Origin of the sequence: Paraburkholderia sp. BR13439 (genome assembly GCF_040948805.1) — a bacterium.
Taxonomy (GTDB): Bacteria; Pseudomonadota; Gammaproteobacteria; order Burkholderiales; family Burkholderiaceae; genus Paraburkholderia; species Paraburkholderia youngii.
The window spans coordinates 12,114-34,035 of record NZ_JBFPKN010000026.1; the positions used below are offsets into that span (position 1 = coordinate 12,114).

At 63.5% G+C, this 21,922-nt stretch carries 20 protein-coding genes, 1 tRNA gene and 1 pseudogene; 13 read left to right on the forward strand and 9 right to left on the reverse strand.

Annotated elements, in window-relative coordinates:
• The first annotated feature begins 6 nt into the window (after positions 1 to 6).
• From AB3X96_RS35120 to AB3X96_RS35165, 10 genes and pseudogenes are all read left to right on the forward strand, one after another.
• On the forward strand, positions 7 to 1,062 hold the full coding sequence (locus AB3X96_RS35120; protein ID WP_368593317.1) for a microcin C ABC transporter permease YejB: 1,056 nt from the start codon (positions 7 to 9) through the stop codon (positions 1,060 to 1,062).
• The gene (locus AB3X96_RS35125; protein WP_368593318.1) at positions 1,016 to 2,125 is read left to right on the forward strand and encodes an ABC transporter permease; all 1,110 of its coding nucleotides are present in this window, start codon (positions 1,016 to 1,018) and stop codon (positions 2,123 to 2,125) included. The genes AB3X96_RS35120 and AB3X96_RS35125 overlap by 47 nt, the downstream gene beginning before the upstream one ends.
• Positions 2,122 to 3,765 (forward strand): ABC transporter ATP-binding protein, encoded by a 1,644-nt coding sequence (locus AB3X96_RS35130; protein WP_368593319.1) that lies wholly within the window; start codon positions 2,122 to 2,124, stop codon positions 3,763 to 3,765. The genes AB3X96_RS35125 and AB3X96_RS35130 overlap by 4 nt, the downstream gene beginning before the upstream one ends.
• A complete protein-coding gene (locus tag AB3X96_RS35135) occupies positions 3,762 to 5,198 on the forward strand; it encodes a TldD/PmbA family protein (protein ID WP_368593320.1) in 1,437 nt (478 codons plus the stop codon). Before AB3X96_RS35130 ends, AB3X96_RS35135 begins: the two co-directional genes overlap by 4 nt.
• Entirely contained in the window at positions 5,198 to 6,559 is a 1,362-nt protein-coding gene (locus AB3X96_RS35140) for a TldD/PmbA family protein (protein WP_368593321.1), read from the forward strand. Before AB3X96_RS35135 ends, AB3X96_RS35140 begins: the two co-directional genes overlap by 1 nt.
• A gap of 70 nt (positions 6,560 to 6,629) precedes the next feature.
• Positions 6,630 to 7,169, forward strand: a complete 540-nt coding sequence (locus tag AB3X96_RS35145; RefSeq protein WP_368593322.1) for a GNAT family N-acetyltransferase — start codon at positions 6,630 to 6,632, stop codon at positions 7,167 to 7,169.
• A gap of 6 nt (positions 7,170 to 7,175) precedes the next feature.
• On the forward strand, positions 7,176 to 7,760 hold the full coding sequence (locus AB3X96_RS35150; RefSeq protein ID WP_368593323.1) for a GNAT family N-acetyltransferase: 585 nt from the start codon (positions 7,176 to 7,178) through the stop codon (positions 7,758 to 7,760).
• A 15-nt stretch (positions 7,761 to 7,775) separates the two neighbouring features.
• Entirely contained in the window at positions 7,776 to 10,961 is a 3,186-nt protein-coding gene (locus AB3X96_RS35155; protein WP_368593324.1) for a multidrug efflux RND transporter permease subunit, read from the forward strand.
• 540 nt (positions 10,962 to 11,501) lie between these two features.
• Complete coding sequence (locus tag AB3X96_RS35160) at positions 11,502 to 11,681, forward strand: hypothetical protein (protein ID WP_368593325.1); 180 nt, start codon at positions 11,502 to 11,504, stop codon at positions 11,679 to 11,681.
• Positions 11,651 to 12,103: pseudogene (locus AB3X96_RS35165) on the forward strand (TCP-1/cpn60 chaperonin family protein); the annotation flags it as partial. The gene AB3X96_RS35160 and the pseudogene AB3X96_RS35165, both read left to right, overlap by 31 nt.
• 63 nt (positions 12,104 to 12,166) lie before the next feature.
• On the opposite strand, the gene AB3X96_RS35170 reads toward AB3X96_RS35165, so the two are convergent.
• The 4 genes from AB3X96_RS35170 to AB3X96_RS35185 form a co-directional block, all read right to left on the reverse strand.
• Positions 12,167 to 12,239: transfer RNA gene (locus tag AB3X96_RS35170), tRNA-Lys, on the reverse strand.
• 42 nt (positions 12,240 to 12,281) lie between these two features.
• Positions 12,282 to 12,845 (reverse strand): Hsp20/alpha crystallin family protein, encoded by a 564-nt coding sequence (locus tag AB3X96_RS35175; protein WP_368593326.1) that lies wholly within the window; start codon positions 12,843 to 12,845, stop codon positions 12,282 to 12,284.
• A gap of 148 nt (positions 12,846 to 12,993) precedes the next feature.
• Entirely contained in the window at positions 12,994 to 13,401 is a 408-nt protein-coding gene (locus AB3X96_RS35180; RefSeq protein WP_176110855.1) for an Hsp20/alpha crystallin family protein, read from the reverse strand.
• Between the two features lie 15 nt (positions 13,402 to 13,416).
• The gene (locus tag AB3X96_RS35185) at positions 13,417 to 13,857 is read right to left on the reverse strand and encodes an Hsp20/alpha crystallin family protein (protein ID WP_368593327.1); all 441 of its coding nucleotides are present in this window, start codon (positions 13,855 to 13,857) and stop codon (positions 13,417 to 13,419) included.
• 247 nt (positions 13,858 to 14,104) lie between these two features.
• Between AB3X96_RS35185 and AB3X96_RS35190 the strand changes: the two genes are divergently transcribed.
• The 3 genes from AB3X96_RS35190 (at position 14,105) to AB3X96_RS35200 (ending at position 16,266) form a co-directional block, all read left to right on the forward strand.
• Complete coding sequence (locus AB3X96_RS35190) at positions 14,105 to 14,488, forward strand: hypothetical protein (protein WP_368593328.1); 384 nt, start codon at positions 14,105 to 14,107, stop codon at positions 14,486 to 14,488.
• An 814-nt stretch (positions 14,489 to 15,302) separates the two neighbouring features.
• On the forward strand, positions 15,303 to 15,677 hold the full coding sequence (locus AB3X96_RS35195) for a hypothetical protein (RefSeq protein WP_368593329.1): 375 nt from the start codon (positions 15,303 to 15,305) through the stop codon (positions 15,675 to 15,677).
• A 451-nt stretch (positions 15,678 to 16,128) separates the two neighbouring features.
• On the forward strand, positions 16,129 to 16,266 hold the full coding sequence (locus tag AB3X96_RS35200) for a 2Fe-2S iron-sulfur cluster-binding protein (protein ID WP_368593330.1): 138 nt from the start codon (positions 16,129 to 16,131) through the stop codon (positions 16,264 to 16,266).
• Between the two features lie 251 nt (positions 16,267 to 16,517).
• Here the strand turns inward: AB3X96_RS35200 and AB3X96_RS35205 are convergent, their stop codons facing one another.
• From AB3X96_RS35205 to AB3X96_RS35225, 5 genes are all read right to left on the reverse strand, one after another.
• Entirely contained in the window at positions 16,518 to 17,300 is a 783-nt protein-coding gene (locus AB3X96_RS35205; protein WP_368593331.1) for an ABC transporter ATP-binding protein, read from the reverse strand.
• Positions 17,297 to 18,175: an ABC transporter ATP-binding protein gene (locus AB3X96_RS35210; protein WP_176110858.1), complete on the reverse strand. Its 879-nt coding sequence runs from the start codon at positions 18,173 to 18,175 to the stop codon at positions 17,297 to 17,299. The genes AB3X96_RS35205 and AB3X96_RS35210 overlap by 4 nt, the downstream gene beginning before the upstream one ends.
• A 1-nt stretch (position 18,176) precedes the next feature.
• The gene (gene nikC, locus AB3X96_RS35215; RefSeq protein WP_368593380.1) at positions 18,177 to 19,091 is read right to left on the reverse strand and encodes a nickel transporter permease; all 915 of its coding nucleotides are present in this window, start codon (positions 19,089 to 19,091) and stop codon (positions 18,177 to 18,179) included.
• A 64-nt stretch (positions 19,092 to 19,155) separates the two neighbouring features.
• Complete coding sequence (locus AB3X96_RS35220; RefSeq protein ID WP_368593332.1) at positions 19,156 to 20,226, reverse strand: ABC transporter permease; 1,071 nt, start codon at positions 20,224 to 20,226, stop codon at positions 19,156 to 19,158.
• A gap of 55 nt (positions 20,227 to 20,281) precedes the next feature.
• Positions 20,282 to 21,889, reverse strand: a complete 1,608-nt coding sequence (locus tag AB3X96_RS35225) for an ABC transporter substrate-binding protein (protein WP_368593333.1) — start codon at positions 21,887 to 21,889, stop codon at positions 20,282 to 20,284.
• Positions 21,890 to 21,922: the final 33 nt, after the last annotated feature.

Genomic DNA, 21,922 nt, shown 5'->3' on the forward strand with positions numbered 1-21,922 from the left:
AGCGTCATGTTCGCCTACATTCTCAGACGTCTGCTGTTGATGGTGCCGACGATCATCGGTGTCGTCACGCTGACTTTCGTCGTGACCCAGTTCGTGCCGGGCGGGCCGGTGGAGCAGATGGTGACCCAGCTTCGTCACGGCCAGTCGCGCCAGGGTGCGGACGGCGGTGGCGGCGGCAGCGGCTATCACGGCAACCAGGGCCTCGACCCGCAGCAGATCGAGCAGATCAAGAAGCAATTCGGCTTCGACAAGCCGACGCACACGCGTTACCTGCTGATGTTGAAGAGTTACGCGACGTTCGATCTCGGCCAGTCGTACTTCCAGCACAAGAGCGTGTGGGAGGTCATCCGCAGCAAGTTGCCGGTCTCCATTTCGCTCGGGCTCTGGACCGTGATGCTGACTTACGCGGTGTCCGTGCCGCTCGGGATCGCCAAAGCCGTGCGCAACGGCTCGCGCTTCGATGCGGTGACGAGCGTACTCGTCCTCGTCGGCTACGCGATTCCCGGATTCGTGCTCGGCGTGCTGTTGCTGATGCTCTTCGGCGGCGGCACGTTCTGGCAGCTCTTTCCGATGCGCGGACTCACATCCGACGACTTCGCCGATCTGTCTGCCGTGGGCAAGGTGCTCGATTACGTCTGGCACATGGTGCTGCCCGTGACGGCGTCCGTGGTCGGCAACTTCGCGATCGTGACGATACTGACGAAGAACACGTTCCTCGAAGAGATCGGCCGGCAATACGTGCTGACGGCGCGCGCCAAAGGCGCGCCCGAGCGCGACGTGTTGTGGAAGCACGTGCTGCGCAACGCCGCCATTCCGTTGTTGACAGGGCTGCCCGCTGCCTTCGTCGGCGCGTTCCTGAACGGCAACCTGCTGATCGAGACGCTGTTCTCGCTCGACGGCATGGGCCAGCTGTCTTATGACTCGGTGATTCGCCGTGACTACCCGGTGGTGCTCGGCTCGCTGTTTCTCTTCACCCTGATCGGCCTTCTAACCAAACTCATTGCTGATGTCTGCTATGTCATCGTCGACCCCCGCATCCAATTCGACAGCGTGGACCGCTGAGGCGCCCGTGGCGCCGGCCGCGCCGGTCTCGCCGTGGCGACGCACGTGGCTGCGCTTCAAGAGCCAGAAGCTCGGCTACTGGAGCCTGATCATATTCGTCGCGCTGTTTGTCGTCAGCCTTGCCGGCGAACTGCTCGCCAACGACAAGCCGCTGATCGTGCGCTACGACGGGCACTACTACTTCCCGATCCTGAAGGAGTATCCGGAGACGCAGTTCGGCGGTGATTTCCCCGCGAAGACGAACTATCTCGATCCGTATATCCGCTCCCGCCTGGAGGCAAAGGGGAATTTCGCGCTCTATGCGCCGAACCACAACTACTACGACACGATCGACTATTTCGCCGAGCGGCCGTTTCCGGCCCCGCCGAGCGCGGCGAACTGGCTGGGCACCGATCAGTTCGGGCGCGACGTGCTCGCGCGGTTGCTCTACGGCTTTCGGGTGTCGGTGCTGATGGCGATCGCGCTGACCTTGTCAGGCGTGTTCTTCGGCGTGTTGACGGGCGCGTTGCAGGGCTTCTACGGTGGACGGACCGACCTCATCGGCCAGCGCCTGATCGAAATCTGGTCGTCGATGCCGGACCTCTATCTGCTCATCATCTTCGCCTCGATCTTCGAGCCGACGCTTTGGCTGCTGTTCATCCTGCTGTCGATGTTCGGCTGGCTGCTGTTGTCCGACTACGTGCGCGCGGAATTTCTGCGCAACCGCGCGCTCGACTATGTGAAGGCCGCGCGCACGATGGGACTCTCGAACTGGCAGATCATCTGGCGTCACATATTGCCGAACAGCCTGACACCGGTCATCACGTTCCTGCCGTTTCGCATGAGCGCGGCGATCCTTTCATTGACGAGCCTGGACTTTCTCGGGCTCGGCGTTCCGCCGCCCACGCCGAGCCTCGGCGAGCTGTTGCAGGAGGGCAAGAACAATCTGGACGCCTGGTGGATCTCGGTATCGGTGTTCTCCGCGCTCGTCGCCACGCTGCTGCTCCTGACGTTCATGGGCGACGCGCTACGCAACGCGCTCGATACGCGCAACCGCGGCTCGGCGTTCGGAGGTGGCCAATGAGCGAAAACTGCAAACCGCTGCTCAGCATCGAAGATTTCTGCGTCTCGTTCGGCGACAGGCAATGCGTGTTCGACGTCAACCTCGCGATCGGCCGTGGCGAGCGTGTCGCGCTCGTCGGCGAATCGGGCTCGGGCAAGAGCGTGACGGCGCTGTCGGTGCTGCGCCTCGTGCGCGATGCGACGCACACGGGCCGCATCGTCTTCGATGGAGAGGACCTGCTGACGAAGAGCGAACAGCAGATGCGCGGTGTACGCGGCGCCGATATCGCGATGGTGTTTCAGGAGCCGATGACGGCGCTCAATCCGCTCTATACGGTGGGCCAGCAGATCGCGGAGAGCCTGCGGCTGCACGAGGGGCTGCGCCCGAACGCGGCGCGCGAGCGCGGCATCGAACTGTTGCGCCGTACGGGTATTCCTGAGCCCGAACGCCGCATCGACAGCTACCCGCATCAGCTCTCGGGCGGCCAGCGCCAGCGCGCGATGATCGCAATGGCGCTCGCGTGCCGCCCGCGGCTGCTGCTGGCCGACGAGCCGACCACGGCGCTCGACGTGACAGTGCGCCAGCAGATCGTCGACCTGCTGATCGGCTTGCAGGAGCAGGAGGCGCGGGAGCGCGGCATGGCCGTGCTGTTGATCACGCATGACCTGAATCTCGTGCGGCGGTTCGCGCAGCGCGTCGCCGTCATGGAGAAGGGCGTGCTCGTCGAAACGAATACGACGGAGGCGCTGTTCGCGAATCCGCAGCATCCCTACACGAAGCGATTGCTCGACAGTGAGCCGCGTCGCGCAATCGAGAGCGTGCCTGACGATGCGCAGAACGTGCTGTCGATCGAGGGGCTCGCGGTCGACTATCGAACGAGCGCCAAAGGCTGGCGTTCGTTGTTCGGCAGGACGGCGTTCCGCGCGCTGCACGAAGTCGATCTCACGCTGCGCCGCGGCGAGACGCTCGGCATCGTCGGGGAATCCGGCTCCGGCAAGTCGACGCTCGCCTCGACGGTGCTCGGCTTGCAGCGGGCCACGGTCGGCGACATCCAGGTGGCCGGCAAGCCGCTGCGCGAATATCGATCGTCCAGCAAGGCCTGGCGTGCGCTGTGTGCGCGCATGCAGATCGTGTTCCAGGATCCGTTTGGCTCGCTTTCGCCGCGCATGACGATCGAGCAGATCGTCGGCGAGGGGTTGCGGATTCATCGTCCCCAGCTCGATGCGCCTGAACGCAGGGCGCGTATCGTCGAGCTGCTCCAGGAGGTCGGTTTGTCCGCCGACGTGCTGCTGCGTTATCCGCACGAATTCTCGGGCGGTCAGAGACAGCGGATCGCGATCGCCCGCGCGCTTGCCGTAGAGCCCGAACTGATCGTGCTGGACGAGCCGACGAGTGCGCTCGACGTATCGGTGCAGCAGCAAGTGCTCGGCCTGTTGACGCGTTTGCAGAAAAGGTATGGGCTCAGCTACCTTTTCATCACGCATGATCTGGCCGTGATCCGCGCAATGGCGCACCGCGTGGTCGTCATGAAATCGGGGCGGATCGTGGAGACCGGCGACACGCTCGACGTGTTCGACGCACCTTCGCATCCCTATACCCAGTCGTTGCTCGCGGCGTCGATTCTGCAGAACGCCGCAGCGCTCAAGGAGAACATTGCATGATCGAAGAATTCTGGACATCGGCCGCGCGCGCATTGCGCAGCGATGCCGATTTCTGGTCGGTGCGTTTCGTGGACGAACGCAAGGACGAGCACGTCGTGCGCAACGACGTGGCCTTGCCGCTTTCCACCGCACGCGAGCGCGGCGCGATGGTGACGGCGTGGGCCGGTGCGGGCGCGGGCTATGCGGCGACCGCGGATCTTTCGGCAAGCGGCCTGCAACGCGCGCTCGACATCGCCACCGCACGTGCGCAGGCGAGCGCGGCACACACGCTCATCGACCATCGCGAGATTGCGCGGCCGACGCAAAGCGGCAGCTATGTGTCACCGAATGCACAGGGCGCTCTGCCGTCGCGGCGCGAATGGCTTGAACGGCTCGCGCACGAATGCGCGGCTGCAAACCTGGGCGAGCGCATCGTCCAGCGCGTGGCCGGCATGCAGGTGACGCACTGCGATCAGCTTTACGTGACGAGCGATGGCGTGCGCATCGATCAACAGTTGCGCTTTCTCATGCCGAGCCTTTCGGCAGTCGCGCACGGCGATGGCGACACCCAGGAGCGAACGCTCGCGGGCCACTATGGGACGCTCGCGCAGGGCGGCATGGAAATCCTCGCGCGCTACGGCTTTGACGGCGCGGGTGCGCGCGTGGCCGACGAGGCGCTGCAACTGCTGGCCGCGCCGAACTGTCCCAGCGGTCGCCGCGACCTGCTGCTGATGCCCGACCAGATGATGCTGCAAATTCACGAATCGATTGGCCATCCACTCGAACTCGACCGCATTCTCGGCGACGAGCGCAATTTCGCGGGCTGGAGCTTCGTGAAGCCGGAGATGTTCGGTCACTACCAGTACGGGTCGGAATTGCTGAACGTGACCTTCGACCCGGATGTGCGCGAAGAGGCTGCCGCCTACGCGTTCGACGACGACGGCAGCGCAGCCAGCCGCCAATATCTGATTCGTGCTGGCGTGCTGGAACGGCCGCTCGGCGGCGCGCTGTCACAGCAGCGGGCGGGACTGCCTGGCGTGGCGAACTCGCGCGCATCCAACTGGAACCGGCCGCCCATCGACCGCATGGCGAACCTCAACATTGAACCCGGTGAATCGTCGCTCGACGTGCTGATCGCGGGCATCGAGCATGGCATCCTTATGAAAACCAACACGTCCTGGTCCATCGACGATCATCGCAACAAGTTCCAGTTCGGCTGCGAATTCGGCCAGTTGATCGAGAACGGAAACCTCACGCAGGTCGTCAAGCGTCCGAACTATCGTGGCGTTTCCGCGAGCTTCTGGCGCAGCCTCGCCGCGGTTGGCAATGCATCCACGCGCGAAATCTACGGCACACCAATGTGCGGCAAGGGTGAACCCGCGCAGGTGATCCGTGTGGGTCATGCGTCGCCCGCTTGCGTGTTTTCGAACGTCGAAGTATTCGGAGGCGCGTGATGACTGAGATGCTTTTCCCGCGCGGCGTCGAGGCGATCGACTGGCACGCGCGCTTCATGACGCTCGCCGGCGCGATTGAGCGCCTGCGCCGACCCGGCGAGACCGTGCTTAGTTCGTTTGCGGGCGAGCAGTCGGATTTCATCCGCTTCAACGCGGGCAAGGTGCGGCAAAGCGGTCAGGTGGAGCAGGGGCGATTGACACTGCGGCTCGTGAACGGTGCGCGTCAGGCGTATTTCACGCTCGACCTGAGCGGCGACACCCACGCCGACGTGCGTGATGTGGACAAAGCGCTCGCGGCGCTGCGCGAAAGCCTGCTGGACGCGCCCGACGATCCCCATGTGCTGTTCGATCGCACGGCGTGGTCGCGCAGCACGCACCGCAGCGGCAGGCTGCCGGAGCCGCAAGCGCTCGTCGAACTCGTCGCGCAGTGTGCGCAGGGTCTCGATTTCGTGGGCTTCTACGCGGGCGGCACGGTCTTGCGCGGCTTCGCCTCGACCTCGGGTAGCCGCGGCTGGTACGAAGTGGAGAATTTCAATTTCAGCTGGTCCCTCTATCAGCCCAACGGGCGCGCGATCAAGACGACCTACGCGGGCGACGCGTGGGACGACGTCGTGTTTGCGGGCAAGGTGAGCGAGGCGGCTGCGCGCTTGCCCGTGTTGCTGCGTACGCCGCGCGTGCTCACGCCGGGCGGCTATCGCGCCTGGCTCGCACCGGCGGCGCTTTCGGAGCTGGTCGAATCGATGGCCTCGAATGGCTTTTCGGCGCGTGCCCAGGCGAACTCGATGAGTCCACTCTACAAGCTCCACACCGGCGCGTCCGCGTTCGACACGCGCGTGGCGTTGGCGGAATCGCTTGAACTTGGCATCGCACCCGGTTTCAACGACGACGGCTATCTACGCGAGAGCGTGCCACTGATAGACGCGGGTCGCAGCGTTGGCCAGCTAACGAGCGCGCGTTCTGCGCGCGAGTGCGGGCTCGAACCGAACGGCGCACTGCCGGAGGAACTGCCCACCTCGCTTGCGATGGCCGGCGGCGACCTCGTCGAGGACGACGTGCTCGCACGCCTCGGTACCGGACTTTATGTCGGCAACCTGTGGTACGTGAACTTCTCGGACCGCATGAATTGTCGACTGACCGGCATGACGCGCTTCGCGACCTTCTGGGTGGAGGACGGCGAGATCGTTGCGCCCGTCGACGCGATGCGCTTCGACGACAGCCTCTATGGCCTCTTTGGCGAACGTCTCGAAGCGCTGGGCGCACGTACGGAACTGTTGCTCTCGGACTCTACGTGGGGACAACGCGCGGCCGGCGGCATGCAACTGCCAGGCGCGCTGGTGAAGTCGTTCGAGCTTGTGTTGTAGCGCGGCGCGCAGGCCAGGTGGTCACGCATTGCGGAAGTGCAGCACGACATAAAACAACAAGGAGGCACAGATGTCGACCGACTCAACTTCGGACCAGGGCGAGCCGCTCACGCTGCGCGCGATTGGCGTGCGCGACGCCAAACAGTTGCACGCGTTGATCTACGCGCCGTCGATGTCGCACGGCGATCCACAAACACCCTTTCACTCGGTGGAATCCACGCGCGAGTGGATCGAGAAGCGTCCGCCGCAGCACATCGAAATCGGCGCCTGGGTGGGCGAGCAGTTGATCGGCCACGCCCAGATCGAGGTCGGCAGGACTCGTCGGGCTCACGTCGGCGCGATCGGCGTCGGCGTACACGGCGACCGGCGGCGTCGCGGCGTGGCCACACGCCTCGTGGGCGAAGTGATCGATCTGGCCGACAACTGGCTCGGCCTACGTCGGCTCGAACTCAAGGTGTTCGTCGACAACGATGCCGCCATCGCGCTGTATCGCAAGTCCGGCTTCGAGATCGAAGGGCGGCTGCGTGGCTATATGCTGCGCCAGGGCGTCCTTGTCGATGCGTATCTGATGGGGCGCCTGAGCGCGCCACTGCCTCACACTACGGAGTGACGCTCGATGAATCACCATGGTGAAGCCGTGGCGGCCCACGTCGCGTTCGCGAAGACGGTGCGTCTACGCGCTGCCGAACTCGATGATTGCGAGGCGATCGCCGCGCTCATGAACCTGCCTGGTGTGCGGCCCGGCATTCTTTCGCACGGTTATCGCACCGCCGCATCGCTGCACGGCTGGCTCGAGAATCTCGCAGCGAATTCGATGTTAGTCCTCGCCGAATGTGAAGGACGTTTGATCGGACAGGCTGGACTCATTGTGCACACGGGGCGGCGCGCGCACAGCGCTTCGCTTGGCATCGCGGTGCACGACGCGTATCACGGCTGCGGCGTGGGCTCGCTGCTACTCGGTGCGCTACTCGAAGCCGCCGACAATGCGCTCGGCCTGCGCCGCATCGAGCTCAGCGTATTCGCGGACAATGCCCCGGCGATCGCGCTGTACCAGAAGTTCGGCTTCGTGATGGAAGCGCGCGCACGGGCCGATGCTGTACGCGACGGTGCGCTGCACGACGTCTTCCATATGGCGCGCCTCGCCAGCGCGCCCGAATTCGGTCCGGCGCAAGTGCCCACGGATTCCCCGGCAGCGCTCTGACCCAGGACCCCACACGTGCCCTTCTTCTTCATCGACAGACCGGTTTTCGCGTGGGTGATCGCGTTCGCCGTGATGGTGGCCGGTGCGCTTGCCATCACGCAGTTGCCAGTCTCGCAGTATCCGCGCCTTGCGCCGCCGCGCGTCGTCATCTCCGCGACTTACCCCGGCGCGACAGCCGAGCAGATCGACAGCGACGTCGCGAGCCTGATCGAGCAGAGCCTCGACGGCGCAGACGGGCTTTCGCACTACGAGACGACGAGCGACGCGCTCGGCGAGCTCGAGATCGATGTCATGTTCACGCCCGGCACGAATCCCGACCTGGCCATGGTCGACGTGCAGAACCGCCTGAAGCAAGTCGAACCGCGTTTGCCGCAGCAGGTCGTGCAGCAGGGCATCAGTGTCTTCAACGCGGCGAACACGTTCCTCATGCTCGTCACGCTGGTGTCGACCGACGGCACACGCGATTCCACGACATTGAGCGACTATCTGAACCGTTATCTGCTGCGCGAACTGAAACGCACGCCAGGCGTCGGCTCGGCTGAACTGTGGGACGCTGACGAGGCGATGCGTATCTGGCTCGATCCGGTAAAGCTGCGCGAATACAGCCTGTCGCCCGCCGACGTCAGCGCCGCGATCCGTGCGCAGAGTTCGAGCGTCACGGCGGGCGCGATCGGCAATGCGCCAGCCACGGCCGGGCAGGCGCTGACCGCGTCCGTCAACGTGCATGGGCAGTTGCGCACACCGTCCGAGTTTGCCGCGGTCGTGCTGAAGGCGCAGCCGGGCGGGGGCGTGGTGCGGCTCGGCGACGTGGCCCGCGTCGAGGTTGGGCGCGACAGCTATACCTTCTGGTCACGATTGAATGGCCACTCGGCCGCGACCGTCGGCATCCAGCTCGGGCCGCTCGGCAACGCGCTCGCCACATCCAACGCGATCCGCGCGCGCATCGACGCATTGTCGAAGACCTTGCCTGCGGGCATCGAGGTGCGGATTCCCTACGACGGCGCGCACTTCGTCAAGATTGCCATCAAGGAGGTCGTCCTGACGCTCTGCGAGGCGATCGTCCTCGTCTTCTGCGTGATGTGGCTGTTCCTGCGCGAACTGCGCTACGCGCTCGTGCCGACCGTCGTGATTCCCGTCACGCTGTTGGGCTCGTTCCTCGCCATGCCCGCGTTCGGCCTCTCGATCAACGTCTTCACGTTATTCGGGCTCGTGCTTGCGATCGGCATTCTCGTCGATGACGCGATCGTCGTCGTGGAAAACGTCGAACGGATCATGCACGAGGAGGGACTGGCGCCGCGCGAAGCGACGCGCAAGGCGATGCGGCAGATCGGCGGCGCAATTGGCGGCGTGACGGCCGTGCTCATTGCCGTCTTCCTGCCGATGGCGTTTTTCAGCGGCGGTGTGGGCGGAATCTACCGGCAGTTCTCGATCGCGATGATCTCGGCGATTCTGGTCTCGGCGTTCATGGCGCTTTCGCTCGCACCTGCACTCTGCGCGAATCTCCTCAAGCCGCCGCGGGACCATAACGCTTTGCGCGGCGGTGTCGCCGCGCGCTGGCTTGCGAAGTTCTCCTCGGGCTTCGATGGGGCGACGCGTCGTTACGGCGTCTGGGTGGCGCGATGGCTCGGGCGCTCGAAGCTGGCCTTCGCCGTGCATCTCGCGCTGATCAGTGCGGCGGCGGTGCTCTACGCGACGATGCCTGGGAGCTTCTTGCCGACGGAAGACCAGGGGCAGCTTCAGGTGATGGTGCAGCTGCCGTCCGGTGCTTCGCAGGAGCGGACCTTCGCGGTGCTGCGCCAGGTTGAATCGATCCTGCACAAGGAGCCCGCCGTCGAAAACGTGACCTCGGTGATCGGGTGGAGTTTCGCGGGCAGCGGGCAGAACGTCGGCATGGCCTTCGTGTCGCTGAAAGACTGGGAGCGACGCGATGTCGATGCAGTGTCCTTGCGCGAAAGACTGAACCGCGAATTCGCCAGAATCCTCGACGGCGAAGTGTTTGCGCAGTTGCCGCCATCGGTGCCCGGGCTCGGCCACGCCGACGGTTTTACGTTCCACCTCGAAGATCGCGGCGGCGTGGGCAAGGAGGTGCTCGACGCGGCGCGCGAGCGCCTGATCGAACTCGCGAAGCAAAGCCGCATGCTGGCCGACGTGCACTCGGAGACGCTGCCTGACGCGCCGCGCGTAACCGTCGAGGTCGACCGCATGAAGGCCTATGCGATGGACGTGTCGTTCGATGCCATCGCCGACGTACTCGGCGCGACGTTTGGCACGTCGTACATCGCCGATTACCCAGCGGGGGGACGCATGCTGCGCGTGCTCGTCGGCGGCGATGCTGCGACCCGGATGACGGACACCGATCTGCTCGCGCTCACGGTGCGCAACCAGGCGGGCAAGATGGTGCCGTTCTCGGCTTTCGCGTCGCTGCGCTGGGCGCGCGGGCCGAGCGTCCTGACGCGTTATAACGGCTACCCGGCGCTCGACGTGACGGGCCGCGCCGCGAACGGTTACAGCTCCGGTGCCGCGATGGCCGAGATGGAGCGGCTCGCGGCCCAGTTGCCCGAAGGTATCGGGTTCGAGTGGGCCGACGTGTCACTCGCCGAGACGCAGGCGGCGCAACAAACGCCGCAGTTGCTGGCGTTGTCGCTGCTCGCCGTGTTCATGGCGCTCGCGGCGCTTTACGAAAGCTGGACGATTCCGTTGTCGGTGCTGGTTGTCGTGCCGCTCGGCATCATCGGCGCCGTTGCGGCGATGTTCTTGCGCGGTTTGCCGAACGATATTTACTTCAAGATCGGCGTGGTGACCGTCATCGGCCTCGCGGGCAAGAATGCGATTCTGATTGTGCAGTTCGCGCGCGATCTGCATGCGCGCGGAGCGGGTCTCGCCGATGCGATCGTCGAGGCTTGCACGATGCGCTTTCGACCGATCGTCATGACGTCGGCGGCATTTCTAGTCGGTGTCGTGCCGCTTGTGTTTTCGACGGGCGGTGGCGCTGAAAGCCGCCACTCGATTGGCACGGGTGTGTTCGGTGGCATGATCGTCGCAACAATACTTGGGTTGATTTTTACGCCGGTGTCGTTTTATGTCTGCACGCGGGGCATGCGCAGGCGGCGTCGTGCAGAGGGCACGTCGGCGTGGAAGCGGCGCACGCTGGAGGCCGCGCTCGATCGCGCCGTCACGGCGGAGGTGAAGCAGGGCGATTAGGGCAGTTATGCGAAATCGAGTGCAGTGGGCGACCAGACCCTTGTGCCTTTCACCGAGTGACACAGGGTGGCATTCGTTCCGAATACCGCCGTCGGCTGAAGATCGCGTTGGGATTCCCTGGCACGTCGCACACGAGCTTGCCGCCACGGAACAGGTCGCGACGGATTCGCGCGTCGCTTGCGTTAAAGGAATTCATACCCGGACAACGCAAAGGACCGACATGCTCACCACTCTCTCACACGCGTGCTGACTTCCGTCGCCGTCGGGCTGTTGTTGCAGGTAGCGGCGGGATGCGCGGAGCAGGCGGCGTCGACCGAAGCCGCCGCCTCGGCTTCCGCGCCGCCGAAGATCGGATGCGGCTTTGGCGGCAAAGGGGCGGTGATTGGTGTTTGGGGTGCCAGGCGGGTTTTGCGACCGAACGCATGACCAAAGACCTGGGCGCTCCCCGCGTGGACTGAGGATTATCGTCACTGGTTTGCCGAGCTCAAGCAGTCCGTCGAGCGCGCGCAGCAGCGCGCCCTGGCCAGCGCAAATCGCGAGTTGGTCACCTATATTGGCAGACCGGCCGCGACATTCTCGAGCGGCTGGAGCAGCAAGGCTCGGGGTCGGGTTGTAGACCGGCTCGCGCGGGACTTTAAAGAAGCCTTTCCCGACATGCGCGGATTCTCCTCGCGCAACCTGAAATACATGACATCGCTGTGCTCACCGGCGCGACTGTGATCTCCGAAGAGACGGGCAAGCAACTTCAGAACGCAACACTCGAGGACCTGGGGCGCGCCAAGCGCGTGGAAGTTCGCAAGGGCGACACGATCATCATCGACGGCGCAGGCGACGAAAAGCGCATCGAGGCACGCGTGAAGTCGATACGTGCGCAGATCGAGGAAGCGACTAGTGACCACGATCGGGAGAAACTGCAGGAGCGCGTTGCAAAGCTCGCAGGCGCTTCGGCTACAACGCGGCCACTGGCGAGTTCGGCGATCTCGTCGAGGCGGGCGTGGTCGACCCCCACGAAGGTTGCGCGCACGGCGCTGCAGAACGCCGCGTCGATTGCCGGACTGATCCTGACGACGGATGCAACGGTGGCTGAAGCGCCGAAGGACGAAAAGCCGGTGCAGGCTAGCGCGCCGGAACTGGAGTATTAACCTCCTTCGGCTCCGCTCCGCACCGGTCAGCGAGGCTGCCCGGTGCATTTTCTTCATGGCATGTGGGTCGTACTGGATTCGAACCAGTGACCAACGGATTAAAAGTCCGCTGCTCTACCAGCTGAGCTAACGACCCAATCCTCTCATTTTCGCCGTTATAGCGCTTCGGACGCTCGCCCTAACCGATATCGATCGTGCGACTCGTGGACGGTGCCGGCTCCGTTTTCGGCACGGTCAACGTGAGCACGCCATTGTCGAATTTCGCAAGCGCGCGACCGGGATCGGCGTATTCCGGCATCGGGATCGTGCGTACGAAGCGTCCATGAGCACGCTCCAGACGATAGCAGCCGTTTTCCTCACTGTGCACGTCCTGCTTTTTCTCACCGCGCAGCACGATCGCGCCGTCCTCGACGCTTGCCCTCACGTCTTCGCGCTCCATCCCGGGCAGTTCTGCGGTGACGCGCAGCACCGGTCCCTCGTCGACAACGTCGATGTGCGGCTGGAAGCGCGATGAACTGAAGTCGCCGAACCATCGTTCGAGCGCGCCGCGGCCAGCAAACGGGTCGTGAAAGAACTCTTCCACTGCGCGCCACGGCTCGCGGGAGAACAGTCGCGGAATGTCGGGCCATGCGCTACGCCACTGTTCGCCGGCGGGCGTGCTCTCCGGGTTGTCCGCATCGGTTTTTCGCACAGTCCCGCGAAGGAACTTGAAGGGGTTCCACTTCTTCGGATCGCTGTTCATCGTTTCCTCCTCTGTGATCTGTCAGAACGAACAGGATTGCGTTCTTGCGTCACGGCGCGATCAGGACCCGGGCCTGCGCTGTCGGAGGGTGGCAGCCAGGCCGCCGCCACCTCGCGTGCTTCCTGGCGTTGCCGCCGACGCGCCGACTTCAGCCCGTACGCACTTCGATCCGCCGCGGACGCGCTTCGTCGCGGCGCGGGATCGTGAGCTTCAGTACGCCGTCCTTCAGGCTCGCCTCGATCTTGGACGTATCGAAGTCCGGGGAGAGCGTGAAGGTTCGCGCAAAGCGTGGCTCACGGATCTCGGCATGCTGCAGCCGCAGATTTGCCGGTGTCGGCACGACCGCCTCGGCCTCGATGGCGAGATTGCCGTCATGAACCCGCACATCGAGCTTCTCTTTGGTGACTCCCGGCAGGTCCGCCCACAACGTGACGCCCTGGGTGTCCTCGTAGATATCGACAGCGGGAGTGATCGTCATCCGCCGCGCGGACGAACCGCTTTCGCTGCGCGTCACCGCGGACGGTTCGCGCTTGCTCAGTTCAGTGGTATCGCTCATTTTCGCCTCCTGGAATTACTGGACGGTGATCGCGCGAGGCTTCGACGATTCGCGCTTGCCGATAGCGATCGACAGGCAGCCATTCTCGTAGCGCGCCTCAACCTTGTCGGGGTCTGCGTTCTCCGGCAGCTCGATGACCCGCCGGAACGGGCCAGTGAAGCGTTCCTGCGCATAGACCCGGCCATCCTCGCCGGTATCCGGTCGCGCTGGCTTGCGCTCACCGCTGATGGTCAGCAGCCCTTTATCGATCGATACGTCGAGTTCGGCCGCATTGACGCCGGGTGCAAACGCGACGATGTGAATCGAGTCGTCGGTGGCGCCAATGTTGACGGGCGGGAGCGAGCCGAGGCGGCTTGCTCGAAGACTGGAGGGGAAAGTGCCGAAGAAGTTTGCCATCTGCCGCTGCAGCCGGTCGAACTCGCTGAAGAGGTCAGTGCCAGAGTAAAGATCGCTCATGATGTAGTTCTCCTCAAGTGACGCATGGAGGTGAACCAGCCTACGCGCTCCGGTTCGCCTGCCAGCGTCTGGCAAATAATTCGAAACACGCAGCGTGCGATCCAGTGAGCACCGCACGTCTGCCTGAGCGAAACTTAAGATAGGCTCTGCGGCAGATTTTTCAAGGGAAGAGTGCAGGGGCAAGCTTGAAATTTTTGAGGCCGGTCCTATTATCGCGGACGAGGCCGTTTGACCACAGGAGGAGGTCATGGAATTCGATACAGACTGGTTGACGCTGGGCCCGCACCGCGTGCGGCTGCGCTCGACGAAGGGCTTCCCGACGGAAGCCATGCGCAAGGCGGTGGATGTCGTACGCATTGCGGTCGACAGCAACATGAGCGCCCGCGCGCGCCTCGTAGAAGTTGTCTGCCGCCAGGAGAAGATTTACGAAGTCACGATTGGCACAACAGTGGCAAAGGACAAGGCATGTGCGCCACAACTCGAAACTTTTATCGCTGGCGTGCTTGGGCTCCCATCGGACCACATCAACCTGATCGTCACGACGGTGGAACAGTCCGAAGTGGATTTGCACTTTGGCGTGTATGAGAGGATGCTCGCCGAAAAGCTCGGTACGGCGCCGCCAATCCAGTGACACGGCAGGCTCGCAAGCGGAACAACGGTCTGCTGGCACAGCCCCGATAGGCTCCCCCTAACTACGGGGTGTGCCAGTGTCTGGTCACGCGGATTCAGACGCCTAAAAGTCTGACGATTTCCCGTGTGGCGCGCGTTGCGATCTGTCTTTACGCGTCTGTGCGGCTGACGCCTTACCTCGGTAGTACCAAGGCATCGGCAGCATTGAAGAACTTGAATTTTTTAGTGAGTTAAACTAATTTATATCCAGCTCAGGCAGTGTGCTGAATCATCCACTAATTGCACACTGCGTGTTTCGATTTGTTTGCCCCGCAGCATGGCAGGCGAACTGGAGCGCGCAAGCCCGTTCTCTTCCTTGCTGCCTATAAGGAGAAGACAATGAGCGACCTTCACCCACGCCCGTACTCCAATCTGTTCGAGCATCTGAACCGCACGACTGCCTCCGTTCTCGACGTTCTGCGATCGCTTCGGGAACGCGCTGGTCGCTTGCTCGATGCACAGGTCACCGCGATGCGAACCACGATCCGACGGTGGATCTCGCACATACGCAGGCGCTAGCGCAAAGTGATTGACAAAGCATCCGGCGCCGATGCCTTTCACCACAGCGGCGAATGGGACAGGGGCGCCACGCTCGCTTAGCCGTTGGCGCCGCCGGCGTGCGAGACACTTTGCCAGGCGATGACACAGTGATCCGATGAAGACGATAAAAATCGAGCAGTGCGCCTCCGGATTTCCCGCAGGCCGCCGCATCAGGGAAGTGGAAGAGGAGCAGTGACGTGCAGGCGAGCGTCACTGGACGTCAAGAGGTTTGCGCCATGAAAAGACGATTGTGTGTCCTTGTCCCCGCAGCCATGATCTCTGGTTTATGGTCAGGGAACGTCGTGTCGGCCAGCCCTCCGCTGCCGACCTTGCCTGTGCAGCATGACATCTGGATCACCGGGACAGTGCAGGGCGGGGGCGGGAAATACGATCTCGGGGACTATCCGACGATAGTGCTGGATCGACCTTCCACTTCGCCCTGCAACAACAAGGTGCTGTCCGATATCCGTGTTGGCGAGGAAAGCGAGACAGCCCCCTCACTGCTGCTGCCGTACCTGAACCAGCGGGTTGCCGTCAGGGGGCGCGTAAGCTGCCCTGACTCCGGCATTCAATTTACGCCACAGCCGGATGTCGTGTTTCCCGTCTGGTAGGGCAAGGGGAAGCACACGACCATCACCTTTCGGCAGTGCCTGACGAGAGTTACACATCCGTGATCGGCGTCCCGACCATCGCGCGCGAGGGCAGGCAAGCCGGCCGTGCGGCTGCCGTTGCCACGCTACGCGCTGGGCCGCAGTGCATCGCGACCAGCGCTAACGGCTTGCCGTGCCGGGCCACGCCGCGCCGCTGGTGTGGAGTTGCACATTGTCGGGGCACGCCGACCGCCGCCGCTACCGTATCAGCGTGAAGCGGCACGGCGTGGCATCTCGTTATGCGTGATCTCTACCAGCGGCTGCGCGCACTGAACGTCGCCGATGAGCGTATCCGCCTTCGAAGCATTCGGATCGCAACCGTCACTCGAACACGCATCAATGGCGTCGCGCGCCCCTTAGCTCACCAGCGGTGGCCGGGAGCGCCACGGTGACGTTCCGCCGGTCGGCCCGCATGATCGACTGGTCGGAGGAACAGGGCAGCGTTCTGGAACTGGCCGAGGCGAATGGAATAGCTGCACCTTCGTCGTGCCGCGCGGGTACCTGCGTCAGAAGGGTATTGCGGGCTGGCATCTTGCGCATCGCTGCTTAAGGCCTGGCCGTATCTGCCGGGCGGCGTGAAAACTCTTCTGCTCTCACCAATTCCTGCTTTTCTTTGTTCTCAGCACCGGTATCGGGAGGCGCGCAGCGGGCAGGCAATCAGCCGCTTCCTTCGACGCGTTGCGAGTGAACACCCGCCATGACGATGGTGAAGACGTCGCGTTGAAGCGGCGTTCCTGGAGACTGTTGAGCGTGCTCAGTTCGCGGATACGCACGGCGACGAAACCTCGCCGCGACTGACATTTACGACAGCGCGTCCGCTCCGTCTACCGCGACCGATTTGCGCCGGTAGCCCGTGGTCGCGAGCAACAGGCTGCGCGTGTATTCGTGCTCGACCTGCTGCGCGCGAATGGATGCGATATCGCGTTGCTCGACAATCTCACCATGGCGCATGATCGCTACGCACGAGCAGAGAAAGCCCACCACCGCCAGATTGTGGCTCACCAGCATCATCGTCAAATTGCGTTCGCGATGAAGCCGTCTCAGCAGGTTGAGGATTTCGGCCTGCACGGATACATCGAGTGCGGACGTCGGCTCATCGAGCAGCAGCACGCGCGGTTCGACGATCAGCGCCCGAGCAATTGCAACGCGCTGCCGCTGCCCTCCGGACAGCTGATGCGGATAGCGGAAACGATAAGACGGACCCAGGCCGACTTCGCGCAGCGCATCGACAATGCGTTCTTCCTGCCCGCCGATGCCGTTGATGGTCAGCGGCTCGCGCAAGCTCTGATCGATTGTGAAGCGCGGATGCAGCGAGCCGTACGGGTCCTGAAACACCATCTGCACGTCGCGTCGGAAGGAGCGGTCGAGTTTTTCTCCGAGCACGTGCGAACCGATTTTCATACGGCCGCCGGCGACGGGCGCGAGACCGGTCAACGCGCGCAGGATCGTCGACTTGCCGGAACCCGATTCGCCGACCAGTCCGAACACCTCACCTTCTCCGACATGAAAGCTCGCCGCGCGCACCGCGTCGAAGTGACCGGTCCTGGTTTTGAAGCGCACCGTCAAAGCGTCGACATCGATCATGCTGATTCTCCGGCCGGTTGCGTAAGCCATGCCGCGTCCCGCTTCAGCACGGGCAGTTGCTCGGGCGGATCGATAAGCGGTGGATTCGCCGCGAGCAGGGCGCGCGTATAGGGATGCTCGGCGTGGACGAGATCGCGTGCCGCGCACGTTTCCACGACGCGTCCCGCGAACATCACGACGACGCGGTCGCAGAACGACATGACGAGGGGCAGGTCGTGGCTGATAAAAATGAGGCCGGTGTCATGCTTTGCGATCATCTCGTCGAGAATCCCGAGCACCTGCATCGAGACGAGCACGTCGAGCGCGCTGGTGGGTTCATCGGCGATCAGCAGACGCGGCCCGGACGACACCATCATGGCGATCATCACGCGCTGCCCCATGCCACCCGACAACTCGTGCGGGTAGGAGTCGGCGACACGCTCCGGATTGCGGATATGCACCGCTGCCAGCGCCTCGATGATTTTCTCGCGTATCTCGCGGCGGCCGAACTTCGGTCCGTGCAGTTCGAACGCTTCGCGCATTTGCTGCGCGACGGTCATCACCGGGTTCAGCGAGTATTTCGGATCTTGCAGGATCATGCCCATCTGCTGGCCGCACAGTTGCCGGCGCTTGCGCACCGGCATGGCAAGCAGATCCTGACCGTCGAACTTCATCGCCTTCGCACGACATTGCGCCTCAGGCGGCAGCAGGCCGAGCAGCGCACGCCCGGTCAGCGACTTGCCGGAACCGGATTCGCCGACGATGCCAAGCCGCTCGCCGCGCCGCAGCGTCAGCGAAAGGCCACGCACCGCTTCAGTCAATTCGCCGCCATGACCGCGAAAGCCGATTTGCAGGTCGTCGATTTCACACAAAGGATGGGTCATATCGACTGGCATGTCAGCCTCCCTGGCGTGGATCGAAGACGTCCCGCAGACCGTCGCCGAGCAGGTTGAAGGCGAGACTCACCAGCAGAATGGCGAAGCCGGGAATAGTGGCCACCCACCATGAATCGAGCAGCACATTGCGGCCGGATGCGACCATGAATCCCCACTCCGGGCTCGGCGGTTGCGCGCCGAGGCCGAGGAACCCGAGGCCCGCGACAGTGAGAATGATGCCTGCCATATCGAGGGTCGCACGCACGATCACCGACGACGAGCAGAGCGGGACGATATAAATCAGGAGGATGCGCTTGCGCGAGGCGCCCTGCAAGCGCGCGACGTGAATGAAATCGGCTTGCACGAGCCGCAGCGTTTCCGCCCGCGCGAGGCGGGCATAGGCCGGCCACGCGGTAATCGAAATGGCGATCACCGCGTTGATCACACCGGGCCCCAGTGCTGCCGCGAAAGCGAGCGCGAGCACGATCTTCGGAAAGGCGAGCGCTACGTCGGTGATCCGCATCAGCACGTTGTCCACCCAGCCGCCGAAGAAGCCGGCAGTGGTGCCGATCAAAAGCCCCACCGGAACCACGATCACCACGACGAGGATCGCAATCGAGAGCGTAAGGCGTGAGCCGTAGATCAGGCGCGAGAGGATGTCCCGGCCAAGCTGATCGGTGCCGAACCAGTGCGATGGCGAACCCGGCGGCAGCAGGCGGTCGGAGAGGACTTGCTGCAACGGATCGTGCGGTGCGATCAGCGGCCCAATCGCCGCGATGATGATCAGCAAGGCCAGAATCAAGAGGCCGAAGACCGACAGCGGATTACCCGCGAAGCGTCGCCAGCGCCGGTAAGCGAGGCCAAGCGCGGCCTGCTTGCGTGACGCGGGCGTCTCGCTCAGCAGCCAGTCTTTCCATCTTCGGGACGCGGCATTCATCGGCCAGTCCTGCGTTTGCATGGATTCATCGGTAGGGGGACGCACTAAAGAGACCTCCGCAATGTCAGCGGGCGCGTGGATCGAACACGCGATAGAGCGCGTCGGTCAACAGGTTGAGCGCGATAAACGTGACGCCGATCACTAGCGTGCTGCCGAGCACGGCGTTCATATCGGCGTTCAGGAGGGCGCCCGTCAGATACGAACCGATACCGGGCCACGCGAAGACGATTTCGGTCAGCACTGAGCCTTCGAGCAGATAGCTGTACGTGAGCGCGATCACGGTCAGAAGCGGCACGGCGATATTGCCGAACGCGTGGCGCCAGATCACCAGGCGCTCGGGCAAGCCTTTCGCGCGCGCCGTGGTGATGTACTCCTGGCTGAGTTGATCGAGCATGAACGAACGCGTCATGCGGCTCAGATAGGCGACCGAGTAGTAGCCGAGAATGGCCGCGGGCAGAGCGATATGCGAGAACGCATTGAAGAACACATCCCATTCGCCGGCGATGAGCGAGTCGATCAGCAGGCTGCCTGTGCGCGTATCGACCATGCCGTCGAATACCGGATCGACGCGTCCCGGCCCCGCCACCCAATGCAGCTTCGCGTAGAACAGCAGCAGGCCCATCAGCCCGAGCCAGAACACCGGGACCGAACTGCCGACGAGGCCGACGAAGCGCGCGACGTGATCGATCCAGCGGTTGTGGCGCACGGCGGCGATCACGCCCAGCGGCACGCCGATCAGCACGCCGATGACGGTCGACAGGGTCGCGAGTTCGAGCGTTGCGGGAAACACCCGCTGGATGTCCTCGATCACGGGATGCGCGGTCAGCAGCGACATACCGAAATTGCCATGCAGCACATCGCGCACGTAGATCAGGAACTGCACTGCGAGCGGCGCGTCGAGCCCGAGTTGAAGACGCGCCGCCGCGTAGGATGCGGCTGACGCGCGATCGCCGAGAATCGCCAGCACCGGATCGATCGGTATTTTGCGGCCGATCACGAACGTGACCGCCAGCAACCCGGCGAAGGTGATGACGAGCGTGACGATCCAGCGCACGAGGCGCAAGGTCCAGCGCACGCTGGCGCTTTCAACCGAAAGCGCGCGCATGCGCTCGAAAGTCGAGAGGCGAGTGGACATGGCAAGTTCCTCGGTCGAAGGCGAAACCCGGACAGTCTCGCCTCAACCGCAAACGTTACTGCTTCTTCAGATCACGATACGACACGAGGTCGTTGATCGGACCCACCTCGAGACCCGTCACGCCCGGTCTCGCGGCCACCTGCGAGACCTGCTGGAACATGATCACGAAGGGGGAGTTCGCGAGCACCTGCTTCTGCATGGTCTGGTACAGCTCGGCGCGCTTCGCTGACGACGATTCGGCGAGCGCCGCGTTGGTTTCCTTCGTCAGGCCGGGGATGTCCCATGAATTGCGCCACGCGAGCATCTTATAGGCCGCCTTGTCGGAATTGTCGGGATTCCAGGTGAATCCCTGGGCGTTGCTGTGCGGGTCGATGTAATCGGCGGACCATTCGCCGATATAAATGTCATGCGAGCGCGAGCGGTACTTGGCGAGCGTCTGCTTGTTGTCGCCGGGGATGATCTGTACCTTGATGCCGCCTTGGGCAAGGTTGGACTGCACTGCCTCGGCGATTTCGCTGTAGGGGTAGCCGTTACGCACGTCCATCGTCACGGAAAAGCCGTTTGGAAGCCCGGCCTTTGCCAGCAGTTCCTTGGCCTTGGCGACGTTCTGCTGGTAGGGGTCGGTATTCAGCGCGCCGAGGAAACCTTCAGGGAGGAAGGTTTCGTGCACCTTGTAGGTGGTTTTGGCGACGTTGCTCTGAATCCCGTTGTAGTCGATCAGCCACTTCATCGCTTGCTGGACTTCCGGTTTGGCCAGATTCGGATTCTTGACGTTCAGGCCGAGGTACAGAAGCGTCGCTTGCGGCACCGCGCTCACATGCGCGTTGCCGGACTTCGTCAGCGCGACGAGATCATCAGGACTCAGGTTGCGCGCCACATCGACGTCACCGTTCTCGAGCAGCAGGCGCTGGCTCGATGCTTCCGGCACGTGACGCAACACGATCCGCTTCATCGCGAGCGGTACGCGATAACCGTCGAAGCGCTGCAGGACGATGCTGTCGTTGGCAGTCCATTTGACGAGCTTGTAGGCGCCGGAGCCGGCCTCGTTCGTGCGCAGCCATTCGTTGCCGAAGTCATTGCCTTTCTGGTGCGTGAGCAGCAACTGCTTGTCCACCACCGAGGCAGGCCACGAACCGAGTACGTTCAGCACAAACGTCGGCGCGTACTTCTGGTCGGTCGTCACACTGACGGTTGTGTCGTCGACCTTCTTCACGTTGGCCAGCACGTTGTCTTTGGTCAAACCGATGCCTTGCAGCACGGCCGCCGCGCCTTTATCGAGGAGGACGGTGCGCTGGATCGACCACGCGACGTCGTCGGCGCTCAACGCGTTGCCCGAGTGGAACTTGAGACCTGGACGGATCTTGAACGTGAAGGTCAGGCCGTCGGGGCTCACGGTCCAGGATTGTGCGACATCGCCGTTGAATTTCGACGGGTCTTTCAGGTCGACCCTCACCAGCCGGTCATACGTATTCGCTACATATTCTTCCGGCACCAGTTCGTAGATTTCGCCCGGATCGAGCGTGGTGAATTCGTCGAGGAGCGTGGCCATGACGAACATGTCTTTCGGCGTCGCCGCCGCAGCGGGAACGGCGGCTGTGAACGACAAGGTCATGGCGGAGGAGATCACCGCCGCCGTCAGTGCATTGCGCAATACCAGTTTCATTGCCGCTCCATAAGGAATGGGTAGAGTCTGTCA